Origin of the sequence: Haloarcula amylolytica (assembly GCF_049705545.1) — an archaeon.
Classification (GTDB): Archaea; Halobacteriota; Halobacteria; order Halobacteriales; family Haloarculaceae; genus Haloarcula; species Haloarcula amylolytica_B.
Window position 1 is genome coordinate 1,380,467 of the sequence record NZ_JBNAMU010000001.1, and the last position, 15,069, is coordinate 1,395,535.

A 15,069-nucleotide genomic window follows, 5' to 3' on the forward strand; every position below is an offset into this window, starting at 1 on the left:
GAGCGTATATGCCACCCCGTTGTATAGCAGTTACAACGGAACGCTATGTCCGATACGCCGCACTTGTTGTACGTAGGTCCTGCCGACGAGGACGCGGACACAGCCCCACCTGATGCATCGGTCTCGGTCACAACAGTCACCACCGTGACGGGCGCGCTGTCGGAACTGGCCGACCACGCCTACGAGGCCGTCGTCTGTGAACAGCACCTGCCGGGAGCGGACACCGGCCTGGACGTGCTGGCGGCGATACGCGAGGAGGAAGACGCGCTCCCGGTCGTCCTCACCACGACCGAACCCGACGGCGTCGTCGCCGCGCGGGCAACACAACTAGACGCCACTGAGTACGTCCCCCGGAGCGACGTGGACCTGGGCGACCGCGTGTCTGCTATCCTGGCCGCGGCCGACACGCGTGACGAGGACTCGCAGTCACAGCCGACAGCTGAATCCGGGGATTCGACAACGACGGTCCCGCCGGCGCAGACTGACTCCCGCGCTGCGAGTACCGGCAGTACTGCTGATCGCACGGAGCGCGAACTACAGACGAACAACGCACTGCGGGAGCTAACGCAGCTCGCGACCGAAGAGGGGCTCACCGAGACCGAAACGATCGAACGGGTCCTCGAAATCGGATGCCAGCGGCTCGGCGTGTCGCTTGGCTTTCTGAACCGGATCGCGGACGGGACCCATGAGATCGCGGTGATGGCCGGCGAGCACTCTCTCTTCGAGCCCGGGACCACGACCCCGGTCGAGGACACCTACTGTAACCGGGTCATTGAGACCGACGATATGTACGATGTCCCCGACGCTACCGACGTGGAGAGCGGTCCGACCCTGGCACAGGAAGCCGGGGTTTCCTGCTACATCGGGAGCGAGATCAGCGTCAACGGGACGACATACGGAACGCTGTGTTTCGCCGACAGCGACCCGCGTTCGGAGCCGTTCTCGGACTCTGAGCGGGCGTTTCTCGAACTGCTGGTCGAGTGGGTGAACCGCGAACTCGAACGCCGCCGTCGGGAGGACGAACTCGAACGGTACGAGAACATCATCGAAGCGGTCGACGACGGCGTGTACGCGCTCGACTCCGAGGGCCATTTCGAGTTCGTCAACCAGGCGATGACTGACCTCACGGGCTACTCCGAGGCGGAGCTGCTCGGTTCGTACACCGGCTTCATCAAGAACGACGCCGTCGTCGAGCGCGCCGAATCCATCGTCCAGGAGATGATATTCGAGGACCGCGACGACGAGGAATCGTTCGAACTGGAGATCCAGCAGGCATCGGGGAACTCGTTCCCCGCCCAGGACCACATGACGCTGCTGTACGACGATGACGAGCGATTCGCCGGGACCGCAGGCGTCATCCGGGATATCACGGAACAGAAACGCCGTGACGAGGCGCTGTCCGGGCTCCTGGATACGACCCGGTCGCTCATGCAGGCCCAGACACCCCAGGAGGTCGCCGAGACAGTCATCGAAGCGACCGAGTCGGATCTCGGATTCGACCACTCGCTCGTCAGGCTGTACGACGAGGAGACGGACACGCTCCGACCGGCCGCCGCCAGCGACAAAGTCCCGGAACGTCCGGTGTACGACGCCGACGAGGGGTTCCCCGGCGACGCGTTCCAGCGCGACGACCCGCTGGTCGTTGACGAGTTCGAACGGGTCGACAACTACGACTCCGACGTTCTGACGGCGGTGATGTACCTCCCGATGGGTGGCCACGGGGTCGTGAGCATCGGCGCGCCACAGGGCCACGAGTTCACCGACTCGGACGTCTCTGTCGGGGAGATTCTCGCGTCCAATGCGGCCGCGGCGTTCGACCGCGTCGAGCGTGAACGGAGCCTGCTGCGGTACGAGTCGGTGGTCGAGAACGTCCGTGATATGATGTACGTCCTCGACGACGAGGGGCGATTCCAGCTGGTCACCGAGCCCCTCGCAGAGTGGCTCGGTTACGAGCAGGAGTCGCTTCTGGGCCAGCATCCGCGAATTGTTCTGGACCAGGACGCTATCGACGAGTTCGCCTGTCGTATCGGCGACCTCTGCCGGCAGGGCGGAACCGGCGCGGTCCAGCTCGAAACCACGCTAGAAACCGCCGCCGGGGAGCAGCGGCCGGCCGAAATAGAGGTTTCGCTGCTTGATGCGGACCAGTTCCGCGGCACCGTCGGCGTCGTCCGGGACCTGACCGACCTCAAGCAGGCGCGGGCAGAACTGGAAGACGAGCGTGATCGGTTCTCGTACCTGTTCAACACGCTTCCCGACGCCGTCATCGAAACCGAGACGGTCGCGGACGAGTCGGTCGTCAGATCCGTCAATCCCGCGTTCTCCGACGTGTTCGGGTACGGTCAGGACACGGCCGTCGACAGCCAACTCTCCGACCTTCTCCGGCCGCCGGACACCACGCACGACGAACTGCCCCGGTTCGACGACAAGCGGACGAACGGCGACCCCTTCCAGACCGAACTTCGACTGATGACCGAGACGGGGTTCCGTGACTTCCTCTTCCGGGGCGTGCCGTACAGCCGGGACGGCGACAGCGTCCGCGGGTTCGGTATCTACACCGATATCACCGACCAGCGGGAGCGCGAGCGCCGGTTGAAGCTGCTCAACCGCGTCCTTCGGCACAATCTCCGGAACGATCTGACTGTCGTCCTCGGGATGGCTGACGCGCTAGAGGAGCGAATCGACGACGAGGACCGCCGCTCTATTCTCCAGAGGCTCCAGCGGAAGGCAGAGGAGATGGCGTCGCTGAGCGAGCGCGCACGTGACATGGAGCGCTCCGTTCGTCGCGACCAGTACGGCACGGACCCAGTCGACGTGCACACCGCCATCTCGGATATCGTGTCCTCGTATCGCGACGGCTACGCTGGCCAAATCGAGACAGACCTCCCGGATGCGTCGGTTAGGGCAGGTGACGGGCGGCTCCATCGAATCCTCGGTGAACTCCTCGAAAACAGCCTCGAACACGCCGGCGACGACCCGTCCGTCCGCATCGACGTCCAGGCGGACCCGCGAACCGTCTCGATCACTGTCGCCGACGACGGTCCGGGGATTCCACAACACGAACTCGACGTTGTGACCGGCGACGAACCGATCACGCAACTGCACCACGGGACCGGGCTCGGCCTGTGGCTGGTCGTCTGGGTGACCGAAACCTACGGCGGTACCGTCGACTTCGCTAGCGGTCGGGACGGCGGGACAGTCGTCACGCTAGAACTGCCTCGGATGGATACCTAGATGGCGTCGCGGATTCGGTCGGCGAGCACGCCGTACTGCTCCGTGCCGGTCCCTTTCTGGACCACGGCAGTGACGCCGTGTTCCGCAGCAGCATCTGCGACGTCGTCGTGCTCGCGGGCCGTAAACAGCAGGAACGGGATGTCGACGTCGTTATCTCGGAGCGCAGCACACAGCTCCATTCCGTCGAGCCGAGGCATCTTGTAGTCACTGACGACGGCGTCGAAATCACCCTCAGTTGCTAGGTCCAGCGCCGCCTCTGGGTCGGCCTCCGTCGTGATCTCGAACCCGTCTTCCTGTCCCAGAAACGTACCGACGATTTCTAGAACGTCTACGTCCTCGTCTACGAGTAGGACCTCGATACTCATCAGTTCTAGGTCCGTGGTTCCCCGATAAAAACTCTCGGTCACCGCATCGTATCCAGGTCCACAACAACCGCCCTGTTCACGGTAATCCACGTTGACAGTTTGGCAACGCCGGAGAGCCCTCGCGGCGACACGGTACAGCGGTCCGGTTCGCCGGTGTACTCAACCACGGTCATCGACAGGTCGCGCGGGGCTTGCGTTCGCTCGGTGGTCGCGTTCCCTGCACCGTCCGGGTCGAGGCTCATCGGTAGCAGATGCCTCTCAGGGGCGGTGTAAAACGGCTGCTAAGAGGTCTCTATACCGCTCCGGAGAGCTATGCCGCCTGGCCGGTGTCGACTTCGCCGTCGATGCGGACGAACCCGTAGTCACACTCGGGGCAGTGCCACTTGACCTTGGTCCCCAGGTGCATCGTCGTGCTCGCGACCTTCCAGAAATCGCGGTACTCTTCGCATTCAGGGCAGTAGTGTTCGAGTTCGAGGCCCATATCCAGTTGTTTCCGCGGGGGTACAGTTGAATTTCCCGGTTCCACTCGGGGCGTCGAAGCAGGCAAACCGCTAGGCCCCCTGTAGTCCAGTATGACTCCGAGCGCGTACGAGCCGACCCATCCGACCGAACTGGCCGTCGACGCTGAATCGCCGCCGCCGTCGGCGACCGAGACAGCGACGTTTGGCATGGGCTGTTTCTGGGGGCCGGACGCGCGGTTCGGCGCGACGCCGGGCGTAGTCCGGACCCGCGTCGGCTACGCCGGCGGGACCGAACCGGACCCCAGCTACTACTCGCTGGGCGACCACACCGAGGTCGTCCAGATCGAGTACGACCCCGATGCAGTGAGCTACGAGGACCTGCTGGACGTGTTCTGGGCGAACCATACGCCGTTTTCCGCCGCACGGAAACGCCAGTACCGCGGCGTGGTGCTGACACACGACGACCAGCAGCGCGAGGCCGCCCGGCGGACACGAGACGACCTCGAATCGCGGACGGGGAAGTCCGTCGAGACGGCAATCGAAGCCCTCGACCGGTTCTACCTGGCGGAGGGGTATCACCAGAAGTACGAGCTCCGGTCGACGCCCGTGGTCGCCGACGAACTCGAAGGAAGCTACGGCGACGCGTTCGTCGATTCGACGGTCGCCGCCCGCCTCAACGGCTTCGTCGCCGGTCACGGGGACAGCGACGAACGCGAGGCACTGTTTGCCGAACTGGATATCTCTCCGGCTGCGCTCTCGGAAGTGCGCCGCCGGCTCTGAGAGGGCTGCGAGCCCGGGGCCGCTCTCCCCAACGATTCGCCCACGGGTATAAGACGCTGGCAGTTCCAGATTCAGCTATGACAATCTACACCGGTCGCGGCGACCAGGGCCAGACGGATCTCCGGAACATGGAGCGGGTGTCGAAGGACAGCCGTCGCATCGAGGCGTACGGCACCGTCGACGAGGTGAACGCGCTGGTCGGCGTCGTCAGGCCGACCGGCCACGACGATATCGACGAAAAGCTCCGCGTCATCCAGAACCACCTCCACATCGTTCAGGCCGACTTCGCCAACCCCAGCCCAGAGGAGGACGACCCGCGGATACAGGAGTCCCACGTCGAGACGCTCGAAGATCTCATCGACGAGGCCGATTCGGAGCTGGACCCGCTCGAATCGTTCATCCTCCCATCGGGGTCGGAACCCGGGGCGAAGCTCCACCACGCCCGCGCGGTCTGTCGGCGCGCAGAGCGCCGCTGTGTCTCTTTCGCCGCCGAGGAGGCCGGCGTCAACGAGACGGCTATCATCTACCTGAATCGGCTCTCTGACGCCCTGTTCACGCTCGCCCGCCTCGTCAACAAGCGGGAGGGCATCCGCGAGGAGAACCCAGAGTACTGACGCTGTAAGATTCCTGCTCAGCAGGGGCCGTCTGAAACTCGACGCCACGCCGGCGCCGGCGGTTCGCAATAGCAAAGTGACCGGCCCGGAAGGGTGAGGTATGAAAGCGACCGCGAAGGCACATCCGATTCAGGGGCTGGTCAAGTACCACGGGATGCGCGACGAGGAACTGCGACTGCCGTATCACGACAGCATCTCCGTCTGTACCGCGCCGAGCCACTCGAAGACGACGGCCGCCTTCGACCCGGACCGCGAGGAAGACGTGTACGTCATCGACGGCGAGGAGGTCACCGGCCGTGGAGCCGAACGTATCGACGCCGTCGTAGAGCATGTCCGCGACCTCGCAGGGATCGACCACGGCGTGCGATTCGAGTCGGCGAACAACTTCCCGACGAACATCGGCTTTGGCTCCTCCTCATCGGGCTTTGCCGCCGCGGCGATGGCCCTCGTTGAGGCAGCGGGGCTCGACATGACGCGACCCGAAATCTCGACTGTCGCCCGCCGTGGCTCTTCCTCGGCCGCCCGCGCGGTGACCGGGGCGTTCTCCCACCTGCGGACCGGCATGAACGACAAGGACTGTCGGAGCGAGCGCATCGAGACGGACCTCGAAGACGACCTGCGAGTCGTCGCCGGCATGGTCCCCTCATACAAGGAAACCGAGGAAGCCCACAAGGAGGCCGCCGAGAGCCACATGTTCGAGTCCCGGATGGCCCACATCCACGGCCAGATCTCGGACATGCGCGACGCGCTGTACGAGGCCGACTTCGACGCCGTCTTCGACCTCGCTGAAAAGGATTCCCTGTCGCTGGCCGCCGCAACGATGACCGGTCCCGCCGGCTGGGTGTACTGGCAACCGCGGACCATCGAGATATTCAACGCCGTCCGGGAGCTCCGGAACACCGAGGACGTGCCGGTGTACTTCTCCGTCGACACCGGCGCGAGCGTCTACATCAATACGACTGAGGAGTACGTCGGCCGCGTCAAAGAGACGGTCGCCGACTGCGGCGTCGACACCCGCGTCTGGGATGTTGGCGGCCCCGCACAGATTCTCGACGAGGACAAGGCGCTGTTCTGAACTAGTCGACTGGCCGCCGGAGGTAGATCTCGACCTCAGTTCCGCCAAACCGGCTCTCAGCCACCGAAACCGACCCGTCTGACTCGCGGACGATCCACTGAGTGAGCCACAGTCCCGTGCCCGTGCTGTGAGCGAGTGGCGTCTCCGTTCCAGTTGTCAGCACCGACTGCTCCGTCTCAGGGAGTCCCGGGCCGTTATCGGCCACCCGAAGGACGACCCAGTTGCTTCGGTCCGCTGGCTCGGCTACCACATCGATGCGAGGCGTTGGAGCGTCGTTGTGCTCCACTGCGTTGTCGAGGACGTTATCGAGCGCGTACGGGAAGAGTTCGTGACCAACGACGCGGCCCTCGACTTGTATGTCCTGTCGGAGTTCGATGGCCGCGTGCTCCGCTCGTAGGCGGCCGACTCGATCACGGAGCACTGCACGCGGGTCGAAGGTGGTCTGTTCTGTCTCGTCGCTGTGCTGTAGTTGCTCGATCTGCTGTGCCGCCTCACTCAAACGACGGATGTCCTCGATACGGTCCGCAATGATGTCGATATGCTCACTTTGTCGTTCGTCGCTGAGCATGTCCAGATGGCCGCGGATGACGGTCACGTCGTTGCGGATGTTATGCCGGAACAGGCGGTTGAGGACTGTAAGCCGCTGCTCGCGTTGTTTCTGCTCCGAGATGTCGTGGACGAACAGCGATGCACCGTCCGTGCTGTCGCCGGTGAGTGGCGCACCCCACAGCCGTACGTCGAGCGATGACCCATTGGCGTGACGGTGACAGGACTCAACGCCGGTGAGCGATTCACCGTCGACAAGTGACGACAGCAGCCTGTCGAGCGGCTCCGGCGATTCGCCCAGCGTGTCGGCGTACGAGCGGCCGGTTACCTGGCTCTCGTCCCAGCCAAACAGCCGCTCGGCACCGTCGTTCCAGAACTGAATCGACCGGTCAGCGTCCAGTACGACCACCGCGGCAGGTATCGACTGGACCATGGCCGAGAAGCGCTCCGTTAGCGACCCGACCGAATCCGCCAGTATCTCGACCTCCGTTTCGCGGTCGAGTCGAGCATCTAGCAGGGCCAACAGCTCGGACAACAACGTTCGGGAGAGTGCCTCTCGCTCACGGACGGCGCTGTTCTGATACACGTCCAACAGCGCTTCGCGCGTCTCCGTACGTCCCTCTTCAGCTAACGACTGGAACAGCTCTCCAACGAGTAACTCGGCGCCGTCGTCCATTTTAGGCTAGCCTAATCGAGGGGGATGCATGATCATAAATTGTGCGATGGTCGCCTACTCGCGTCTCTCCGGAGACAGGTCTATCAGCGTCTAGTCCCAACCGAGCGGTATGCGCGTCGCCGTTCTCGGAGCCGGATACGCCGGGCTCACGCTCGCCAGAAAGCTCGAACAGACCCTCCCCGATAGCGTCTCGCTGGTCGTCGTCAACGAGGGGGCCGACCACCTCGTTCAGCACGAACTCCATCGGGTCGTCCGGCGGCCGTCGCTGGCCGAGGAGATCACCGTCGACCTCGACGCCGTCCTCGACTGCGAAGTCAGACAGGCGAGGGTCACGGATGTCGACCCTGACGAAGGGACTGCGACGCTGGACGGCTCCGAGACCCTGTCCTACGACGTGGGTGCAGTGTGTCTCGGCGCGCAAACGGCCTTCTACGACCTCCCGGGCGTGCGCGAGCACGCGACGCCGCTGAAGCGCCTCGACGACGCCCGCGAGATCCGCGAGCGGTTCCTCGACCTCGGGGACGGCGACCGCGTGGTCGTCGGCGGCGCGGGCCTGTCTGGCGTCCAGGTGGCCGGCGAACTGGCCGAGATGCGCGAGGACAGCGATATCGAGGTGCTGTTGCTCGAACAGGAGGACGCCGTCGCGCCGTCGTTCCCGGCGTCGTTCCAGTCGGCCGTCCACGACGCGCTGGTGGACGTCGGCGTGACAATCAGGACTGGAACGGGCGTGGCTGGAGCGGATGCCGACATCATTACGCTCGAGGACGGCTCGGACATAGCGACGGACCAGTTCGTCTGGACCGGCGGTATCGAGGGGTCGCCGGCGCTCGACGCCGACCGCCCCGTCGTTCGGGCGGACCTCCGACTCGGCAAGTCGACGTTCGCCGTCGGCGACGCTGCCCGGGTCGTCGACAGCGACGGCGAGGCCGTGCCCGCGAGCGCGTCGGCGGCTATCCGCGAGGCCCGTGTCGCCGCCGACAACATCGCGACGCTCGTCGACAACAGGGAGGGCGGCTCCGGCGAGTTCCAGCCTCGGCTCACCCAGTACCAGTTCGACGTGCCGGGGTGGCTCGTCTCGGTCGGCGACGACGCCGTGGCGAAGGTCGGCCCCTCTATCCTCACCGGGCGGGCCGCGCTGGCGCTCAAGACGACTGTCGGCGCGGGCTATCTGGGGACAGTGGGGGCCGTCGAAAACGCGGTCGACCTCGTCAGCGAGGAACTGGACCTCGGCGACGGGGCGGCGAGAAAAGAGTAGGAAAACAGTACAACGGCGCGTCAGTCCTCGCCGTCTGCAGTTGCGTTGTCGAGCACGTCGTCGGGCTCGATCCAGATGACGAACTCGTCTTCGCCGTCGCGGTCGACGACGCCGTTGATGTACTCGCCGTCGACCGGCGCGGTGTTCACTTCGGATTCGGCGACGGGAACGACCTGCCGGACCTCGTCGACGATCCAGCCCATCGCGCCCTGTTCTTCGAACACGTCCGCGTCGAAGACGACGATGAGGTTCTCTGTGCCGTCGCTGTCGATGTCCATCATCACCTTGGGGCTGAGAATCGTCGTGATCTGGCCCCGGAGGTCGACGACGCCCTCGACGTAGTCGTCGGTGTTGGGAACGCGGGTGACCGTCTCGCGTTTGACAATCTCCTCGACGTAGTCGATGTCGAGACAGTAGTACTCGTCGCCGAGAGCGAACTCAAGCACCCGGACCATCTCTTCAGCCTGGGTGGACTCGTCGTCGACCGCCGCGGCGCGAGCGCCGCCTTCGGTCCTGGCTGTGTTGTTCGCCTCCATCGCCTCCTCGATGAGTTCTTGGTCCGGCAGTTCGACGCCGGTCGGCCCCTGCATCGGGTTGGCCGACGCCGAAAGGTCGTCCGTCGGCTGGTCGACAGCACCCGTGTCGGTGTCGTTGGTCGTCACCTGTGCGGAGGCCTCGGCCGCTCGCTGTGCGGCGGCCATCGCGTCAGTGTCGCCCTGGTCAGCGGCTGCGTCGCCGGTGTCGGCGTCACTGTCGCCGTCGTTGGCAGCCTGTCCATCGGCAGCAGCCGCGTCGCCAGTCGCGTCCTCGTTGGCGGTGGCTGACTCCGTGGCAGTCGCCTCGGTTGCTGTCTCCCCGCTCTCGCCCTCGTTGTCGGGTTGCTCACCGGACGCGTCCGGCGAGGCTTCGTCCGTCTCCTCGGTGTCGTCGGTAGTTTCTGCCTTGTTCCCCTCGCGCATCTGTCGGATGCGCTCCGCCCTGTCCATGCGTTCGTCGTCACTCATGCTGGTACCTCTGTGTCGGTAAAGCCGAACTGCTCGTCGAGTTCCGTGGCGATGTCCTCGAAGACAGCCGCCATGTCACACGATTCCTCGGTCGCGAAAATCGACTGGCCGGCGCTGAACGCGCGCTGGAGCGCGACTCGCTTGCGGACCTCCCAGACAGGGCTGTCCGGGAACGCCATGTTGAACCATTCGAGCATCGTCTCGTCCTCGGACGTGGTCTCGACGCGGTTGGCGACGACGCCGAGCGTATTGATCGATGCGTCGGTCTGGCGCTCCATCGCGGCCATCTGGTCCATCAGCAGTTCGATGGCCCGCTCGGAAGTGGCTTCAGTCAGTGCCGGGATGAGGACGTTCTGTGCGGCGTACATGCCGGTGTCGGTCAGCTTCCCGTAGAACGGCGGGCAGTCGATGATGACGTAGTCGTAATCGGCATCGAGCGTCGACAGCGCCCGGTCGAGCGTGTCGAGCGCGTGTGACCCCGTGACCATCTCCGGCGTGATGTTGATAGCGAACGAGGCCAGCGCGGCCTGGTCGATATCCCCGCCCTGGGTGTTGACCCGGGCGATGAGATCGGCGATGGTCAGTTCGTGCTCGGCCTGGAGCATATCGATGCTCGACGGAATCACGTCCATCTCCTCGCCCTCACAGATAAGGTCACCCAGCGCCGATGGGTCGCCGGTCAGTGCGTCGAACAGCGTCGGCGGGTCGGCGTCGTATGCCTCGACCAGACCGACGCCTTCCGTGGCGTTGCCCTGGGGGTCGAGGTCGATAAAGAGGACGTCCCGGCCGCGGTCATTCAGTGCACCGGCTACGTTGATAGCAACTGTCGTCTTTCCGGTCCCGCCTTTCGCGTTGGTCACGCAAAAGCGGGCTGGACCGGTTTCTGATTGCCGGTTCATCGTCGAAGTATCCACAGGTCGACCCCGAGCCACTATAAAAATGTGGTCCCGATTATCAACGTCGCAACTCGGGTACGGAACGCGGACGAGTCGGAAACACCCGTGAAAGCGTGCATGACGGCCGTCTGACGGTGTGCAAGATTTATGATTGTGTAGATTGAAGGGTCAGTATCATGACCATCAACCCGCGCGACTACGACCTCGACGAGCTACGGAAGATGGCTCGTCAGCGGGGGAACGGGATGAGCGACGAGGACGTCCCGGACCCGACGGACCTCGACATGGGGCTGGACGACTCCGACGACGAGGTGCTTGCGGGGAGTTCGTTCCGCTCCGGACTCTACCGTGAACTGCTGCCGTTCCTCGGTGGCGACGCCCAGGAGAAGCCCTACCTCGAGACACTGCCCGAGACATACGCCGCGGAGTTCGTGGTCTTCGAGTGGCTCGAGTTCCTGCTGATGCACTCCGGGTATCAGGGGGCCGACGAAGCGCTCGATTACTACCGCTCCATCGACTGGATAACCGAGGACGTACAGGACGACCTCTCGGATTACCTGCTCGGCATCGACGAGTCCGCGACAAACGACGACAACGACCTGAGCGTCGACGACCACATGCTGAGTCTCGTCTACGTCGCGAAGCTCACCCAGATGACGTAATCTTCGTTTTCAGTAACAATTCTTCGCCTCGAACCCCCTGATAACGACGGGTTTCAGTGGCAGCTACCCGAGGGGGTAGCTATCAGTCCTGAATACTAGGGAGAGGATATATATCGGGCGGTCGACAAGGACGACCGTATATGAGTGACGAGGATGCGGACGACGGCACCGGGTCCGAATCGGACGCCGGTGTGTCGTCAGGCGGCGCTGCCGCTGTTCCGGTCGGGGTCAAACTCGGGAGCACCCGGACCGTCATTGCCCTGCCGGGCGAACACGGCACGGAGAACCGAATTATCAAGACACTGACGTGCATGGCGACGTACGAGGACGCCCTGACCGGCGAGGAGAAGATCCTCTACGGCGAGGAAGCGGCCCGCGAGTATCCGGACCGCGTCGAGTACATGCTTCGGTCGGGACTCCCCGAGGACGCCGACCGAGCCGAGATGACCAAGACGTTCTTCGAGGCGATCATCGAGGAGCACGACATCCCGGCAAACAGCGGTGTCGTGTACGCTATCCCGACTATCGACAATCCGACCGGGCTGGAGAACCTGCAGAATGTCATCGAGAACTCCTCGATCGGGCTGGAACTCGTCGAGAGCTATCCGGAGTCACTGTGTGGCTCTATCCCGGCGTTCGGTGACGACCTGGAAGCCATCGACGAGATCTTCGTCGCCGTCAACATGGGGTCGACGAACCTCGAAGCCTCCGCGTATCGACGCGGCGAGCAGCTCGCTCCCTTCACCACGGGAGCCGTGACCGGGAACGAAGTCGACCGGATGATCGCCAACTACGTCGAGGAGGAGACCCAGGGCCGGGTCAACATCGACAATCAGACTGCCCGCGAATACAAGGAGGAACACGCCGACTTCGTGGATTTCGAGCCGTTCACCGACATCATCCAGCAGCCCGGCGGCGGCTCACACGAGTTCACCATCGAGCGTTCGGTGATGGATGCGCTCGACGAGTACCTCGACGACGCCGTCGACGAACTGGCGAACACGTTCCTGCCGGAACTGGCAAACGACTACATGAAGGTGTACCAGCTAGCACTGGACCGGCCGATCGCCCTCACCGGCGGCATGGCCTGCATCCCCGGCATCGTCGACGAGTTCGAGGAGCGACTCAGCGCGGAGCTGAACCGCGACATCGAAGTCATCGCCGCCGACGAACCGGACGTCGCGCCGACCATCGGCGCACAGCGGATCGCGGCGCGTCTCGTCGAGACTAACTAGGGATTCCGCCAGCAGTTCAGCCACTGTTCGATTCTGGGCTCGGGCTGTGCCATTTTGTGAACGTGATCGGTCGAAAGCAGTTCGAACACGTCGGTATCGATTCCGAGGCGGGTCGCGTCGGTTGAGAGTTCACCGCCCTGTCGGTCCTGGGACGACCCCCCGCCGAGACGGGTACGTGGCATGTGGCCGACTACGGAGACATGATACCTAAAGCCAAGTCAGACAACCGTCTGCCGGCTGACGGACGGACCTACGCGACACACGGTGGAATCGACGGATGTGGCCGCGACCGCGAATCACAGTATGATATAATCGCTAATCATATTAATTTACTACTCCGGTATCAGAATAGATAAGTGAATCTCAAGTCCACAGGCATATTCTACCCGATAATGGGAAAAATTATCAACTTAGATAATTTCGAGGGTGATCCGCCTGACGTTCTCACCGGCACCGGCCCGGGCGGACTCCTCTCGGCCGGGTATCTCCACGACGGGCCGGCACTGGGAGCCGTCGACGACGACGAGACGGCGCAGTTCGTCCTCACCAGTCGCAAGCACGGCATCGAAATCGGCACGTCGGAGTCCGGCGAGACGGTGCGACCAGGAAGTAACTACCGGATGATCGGGATCGTGACTGACAAGCGGTTCCTGTTGCTGGTGGGCGACGACGACGGCGACACGCGGTTCGCCATCCCACACGTCGATATCGATCAGATTGCGGGCGACCGATCGCTGGGACACGGCCGGATCACGTTTCGGCGATGTGGCGACACGGAGTGGCAGGTCCACTGTGGGAAGCAGGGACTCGTGGACCTGACGGCGTATCTCTCGCACGCGTCACAGGCGTGGGTCCGCGTCGAGAACATCCTGGACGAGGTCAAGCGGATCCTCGTGACGGCGACCGAACAGCGCGACCGAGGGGACCACGAGCAGGCACTGGAGTCGGTGCTGGAAGCCGGGGACCGACTCGACGCGGCCGGCGAGACGGCCACCGAATTCGGGCCGCCCGGAGACGCGAATGCGCTCGAAAGGCGTGTCGCGACGGTACGGGAGCGTCACGTCGCGACACTCGCGGAAGTCCGCCGCAGCCGTGCCCGAAGGGCGGTCGACACCGGTGAAAAGCACTGGCGGGGGAACGATTTCGAGGCGGCGTACGACGCCTACGAGGCGGCGCGGGCGGAGTACGACGAGATCTTTTCGCTCCCGACGGCGGTCGTCCCCGAACTCGCCGACATCCGTGCCGAGCGGGATCGACTCGACACCGTCATCGAAGACCTCGAACAGTCGCCGCTGCGCACTGCGGTTGCAGCCGACAACGAGGCTGTCGCGGCAGAGGACCCCGATGTCGCCGCCGATCACTGGGCCGAGGCGCTCGAAGCCTACCGAGACGTCCTCGAACTCGACTGGGGCGCGGAGGAGCGGCGGTTCGCCGGCGACCCCGAGAAGGTCCGGGACCGACTGGGAACAGTCGCGGAGAACCTCGTCGCCGCGCGGCGGACGGTCGCGACGGACGCGATGGAGGCAGGGGACTGGTACGCCGACGCCAGCCAGCCCGACGCCGCGTTAGAGGAGTACAAGACGGCCCGGGCGGCGTTCGAAACCGCGCTGGCGGACGCCAGGGATTGTTATCCGGACGCCACCGACCACCTTGAAGCGGAACTGGATGCCGTGGAACAGCGACTCTCGCGGACGGAGGCCAGACTCGATGGCGAACCCGTCGACGTGGACGACCGCTTCGACGAGACTGGGACAACGCCGGACCTGGACATCACGACCGCCGACGAACCCTCGCCGTCACCGACTGACACGACTGACCTCTCGGATATCGAGAGCGGTATCGACGGCACCGACCCGAAAATCGATCCGACGGGACACGGTGGGTCGTAGTCCTCGCTAGCCATCCGTTCTCGGCCCGCCGTCCGTTGTCTGCGACCGTCCGCACCCTGGAGAAACTGTGTAGCGGTGGCGCTATTGCCACAGACTGGGGGTTTCTGATCAACACCATGTAATGACATAGCATAATTCAGCCGTGTCAGGCCGTCTCCCGCCCGAGCCGACTATGGTCAGGAGAAAATTTATATCCTTCAGTAGAATATATACAATTATAATGGATTGTACCAACTGTGGCACGCGGATGTCATACAACGATCAGACGACAAAGCTCACCGAGTTCGTCTGTCCCAGTTGTCACGAAACCGTCATCGACTGGAAGGCCGAGGCCCGCAACGCCCGCGTTCACTGACCGGTTCCGACGCTTTCTCACCGAT

At 64.0% G+C, this 15,069-nt stretch carries 16 protein-coding genes; 9 read left to right on the forward strand and 7 right to left on the reverse strand.

What is annotated here, in order from left to right; translation table 11 throughout:
• The first annotated feature begins 45 nt into the window (after window positions 1–45).
• A complete protein-coding gene (locus tag ACOZ4H_RS07395; protein WP_424328672.1) occupies window positions 46–3,231 on the forward strand; it encodes a PAS domain S-box protein in 3,186 nt (1,061 codons plus the stop codon).
• Here the strand turns inward: ACOZ4H_RS07395 and ACOZ4H_RS07400 are convergent.
• The 3 genes from ACOZ4H_RS07400 to ACOZ4H_RS07410 all read right to left on the reverse strand — a co-directional run bounded on the left by ACOZ4H_RS07400 (window position 3,228) and on the right by ACOZ4H_RS07410 (window position 4,077).
• Window positions 3,228–3,596 carry a response regulator gene (locus ACOZ4H_RS07400; protein WP_424328673.1) on the reverse strand — a complete coding sequence of 123 codons (369 nt, stop codon included), beginning with the start codon at window positions 3,594–3,596 and terminating at the stop codon, window positions 3,228–3,230. The two genes, ACOZ4H_RS07395 and ACOZ4H_RS07400, sit on opposite strands and share 4 nt — an antisense overlap.
• Before the next feature lie 38 nt (window positions 3,597–3,634).
• Window positions 3,635–3,838: a DUF7511 domain-containing protein gene (locus tag ACOZ4H_RS07405; RefSeq protein WP_424328674.1), complete on the reverse strand. Its 204-nt coding sequence runs from the start codon at window positions 3,836–3,838 to the stop codon at window positions 3,635–3,637.
• A 68-nt stretch (window positions 3,839–3,906) separates the two neighbouring features.
• Window positions 3,907–4,077 (reverse strand): hypothetical protein, encoded by a 171-nt coding sequence (locus ACOZ4H_RS07410; protein WP_312620507.1) that lies wholly within the window; start codon window positions 4,075–4,077, stop codon window positions 3,907–3,909.
• Between the two features lie 91 nt (window positions 4,078–4,168).
• Between ACOZ4H_RS07410 and msrA the strand changes: the two genes are divergently transcribed.
• The 3 genes from msrA to mvaD all read left to right on the forward strand — a co-directional run bounded on the left by msrA (window position 4,169) and on the right by mvaD (window position 6,526).
• On the forward strand, window positions 4,169–4,837 hold the full coding sequence (gene msrA / locus ACOZ4H_RS07415; RefSeq protein ID WP_424328675.1) for a peptide-methionine (S)-S-oxide reductase MsrA: 669 nt from the start codon (window positions 4,169–4,171) through the stop codon (window positions 4,835–4,837).
• Window positions 4,838–4,914: 77 nt separating this feature from the next.
• Window positions 4,915–5,451, forward strand: a complete 537-nt coding sequence (locus ACOZ4H_RS07420; protein WP_053968960.1) for a cob(I)yrinic acid a,c-diamide adenosyltransferase — start codon at window positions 4,915–4,917, stop codon at window positions 5,449–5,451.
• A gap of 100 nt (window positions 5,452–5,551) precedes the next feature.
• Window positions 5,552–6,526: a phosphomevalonate decarboxylase MvaD gene (mvaD, locus tag ACOZ4H_RS07425; protein ID WP_424328676.1), complete on the forward strand. Its 975-nt coding sequence runs from the start codon at window positions 5,552–5,554 to the stop codon at window positions 6,524–6,526.
• A 1-nt stretch (window position 6,527) separates the two neighbouring features.
• Here mvaD and ACOZ4H_RS07430 read toward each other — a convergent pair whose 3' ends face one another.
• Window positions 6,528–7,748 carry a PAS domain S-box protein gene (locus ACOZ4H_RS07430; RefSeq protein ID WP_424328677.1) on the reverse strand — a complete coding sequence of 407 codons (1,221 nt, stop codon included), beginning with the start codon at window positions 7,746–7,748 and terminating at the stop codon, window positions 6,528–6,530.
• A gap of 109 nt (window positions 7,749–7,857) precedes the next feature.
• On the opposite strand from ACOZ4H_RS07430, the gene ACOZ4H_RS07435 reads away from it, so the two are divergent.
• Entirely contained in the window at window positions 7,858–9,003 is a 1,146-nt protein-coding gene (locus tag ACOZ4H_RS07435; RefSeq protein ID WP_424328678.1) for an NAD(P)/FAD-dependent oxidoreductase, read from the forward strand.
• A 20-nt stretch (window positions 9,004–9,023) separates the two neighbouring features.
• Here ACOZ4H_RS07435 and ACOZ4H_RS07440 read toward each other — a convergent pair whose 3' ends face one another.
• Window positions 9,024–10,007 (reverse strand): chemotaxis protein CheW, encoded by a 984-nt coding sequence (locus tag ACOZ4H_RS07440; RefSeq protein ID WP_424328679.1) that lies wholly within the window; start codon window positions 10,005–10,007, stop codon window positions 9,024–9,026.
• On the reverse strand, window positions 10,004–10,906 hold the full coding sequence (locus tag ACOZ4H_RS07445; protein ID WP_424328680.1) for a ParA family protein: 903 nt from the start codon (window positions 10,904–10,906) through the stop codon (window positions 10,004–10,006). Before ACOZ4H_RS07445 ends, ACOZ4H_RS07440 begins: the two co-directional genes overlap by 4 nt.
• Window positions 10,907–11,079: 173 nt before the next feature.
• Between ACOZ4H_RS07445 and ACOZ4H_RS07450 the strand changes: the two genes are divergently transcribed.
• Both ACOZ4H_RS07450 and ACOZ4H_RS07455 read left to right on the forward strand, forming a co-directional pair.
• A complete protein-coding gene (locus tag ACOZ4H_RS07450; protein ID WP_424328681.1) occupies window positions 11,080–11,565 on the forward strand; it encodes a FlaD/FlaE family flagellar protein in 486 nt (161 codons plus the stop codon).
• A gap of 140 nt (window positions 11,566–11,705) precedes the next feature.
• Entirely contained in the window at window positions 11,706–12,800 is a 1,095-nt protein-coding gene (locus tag ACOZ4H_RS07455; RefSeq protein WP_424328682.1) for a hypothetical protein, read from the forward strand.
• Here ACOZ4H_RS07455 and ACOZ4H_RS07460 read toward each other — a convergent pair.
• Window positions 12,797–12,982, reverse strand: a complete 186-nt coding sequence (locus tag ACOZ4H_RS07460; protein ID WP_424328683.1) for a hypothetical protein — start codon at window positions 12,980–12,982, stop codon at window positions 12,797–12,799. The genes ACOZ4H_RS07455 and ACOZ4H_RS07460 overlap by 4 nt on opposite strands.
• A 210-nt stretch (window positions 12,983–13,192) precedes the next feature.
• Between ACOZ4H_RS07460 and ACOZ4H_RS07465 the strand changes: the two genes are divergently transcribed.
• Window positions 13,193–14,689: a hypothetical protein gene (locus ACOZ4H_RS07465; protein ID WP_424328684.1), complete on the forward strand. Its 1,497-nt coding sequence runs from the start codon at window positions 13,193–13,195 to the stop codon at window positions 14,687–14,689.
• 220 nt (window positions 14,690–14,909) lie between these two features.
• Window positions 14,910–15,044, forward strand: a complete 135-nt coding sequence (locus ACOZ4H_RS07470; protein WP_023843340.1) for a hypothetical protein — start codon at window positions 14,910–14,912, stop codon at window positions 15,042–15,044.
• Window positions 15,045–15,069: the final 25 nt, after the last annotated feature.

Coding starts and splice junctions, on each gene's coding strand:
- ACOZ4H_RS07395 (WP_424328672.1), top strand. CDS start 46: ATGTCCGATACGCCGCACTTGTTGTACGTAGGTCCTGCCGACGAGGAC.
- ACOZ4H_RS07400 (WP_424328673.1), bottom strand. CDS start 3,596: ATGAGTATCGAGGTCCTACTCGTAGACGAGGACGTAGACGTTCTAGAA.
- ACOZ4H_RS07405 (WP_424328674.1), bottom strand. CDS start 3,838: ATGAGCCTCGACCCGGACGGTGCAGGGAACGCGACCACCGAGCGAACG.
- ACOZ4H_RS07410 (WP_312620507.1), bottom strand. CDS start 4,077: ATGGGCCTCGAACTCGAACACTACTGCCCTGAATGCGAAGAGTACCGC.
- msrA (WP_424328675.1), top strand. CDS start 4,169: ATGACTCCGAGCGCGTACGAGCCGACCCATCCGACCGAACTGGCCGTC.
- ACOZ4H_RS07420 (WP_053968960.1), top strand. CDS start 4,915: ATGACAATCTACACCGGTCGCGGCGACCAGGGCCAGACGGATCTCCGG.
- mvaD (WP_424328676.1), top strand. CDS start 5,552: ATGAAAGCGACCGCGAAGGCACATCCGATTCAGGGGCTGGTCAAGTAC.
- ACOZ4H_RS07430 (WP_424328677.1), bottom strand. CDS start 7,748: ATGGACGACGGCGCCGAGTTACTCGTTGGAGAGCTGTTCCAGTCGTTA.
- ACOZ4H_RS07435 (WP_424328678.1), top strand. CDS start 7,858: ATGCGCGTCGCCGTTCTCGGAGCCGGATACGCCGGGCTCACGCTCGCC.
- ACOZ4H_RS07440 (WP_424328679.1), bottom strand. CDS start 10,007: ATGAGTGACGACGAACGCATGGACAGGGCGGAGCGCATCCGACAGATG.
- ACOZ4H_RS07445 (WP_424328680.1), bottom strand. CDS start 10,906: ATGAACCGGCAATCAGAAACCGGTCCAGCCCGCTTTTGCGTGACCAAC.
- ACOZ4H_RS07450 (WP_424328681.1), top strand. CDS start 11,080: ATGACCATCAACCCGCGCGACTACGACCTCGACGAGCTACGGAAGATG.
- ACOZ4H_RS07455 (WP_424328682.1), top strand. CDS start 11,706: ATGAGTGACGAGGATGCGGACGACGGCACCGGGTCCGAATCGGACGCC.
- ACOZ4H_RS07460 (WP_424328683.1), bottom strand. CDS start 12,982: ATGCCACGTACCCGTCTCGGCGGGGGGTCGTCCCAGGACCGACAGGGC.
- ACOZ4H_RS07465 (WP_424328684.1), top strand. CDS start 13,193: ATGGGAAAAATTATCAACTTAGATAATTTCGAGGGTGATCCGCCTGAC.
- ACOZ4H_RS07470 (WP_023843340.1), top strand. CDS start 14,910: ATGGATTGTACCAACTGTGGCACGCGGATGTCATACAACGATCAGACG.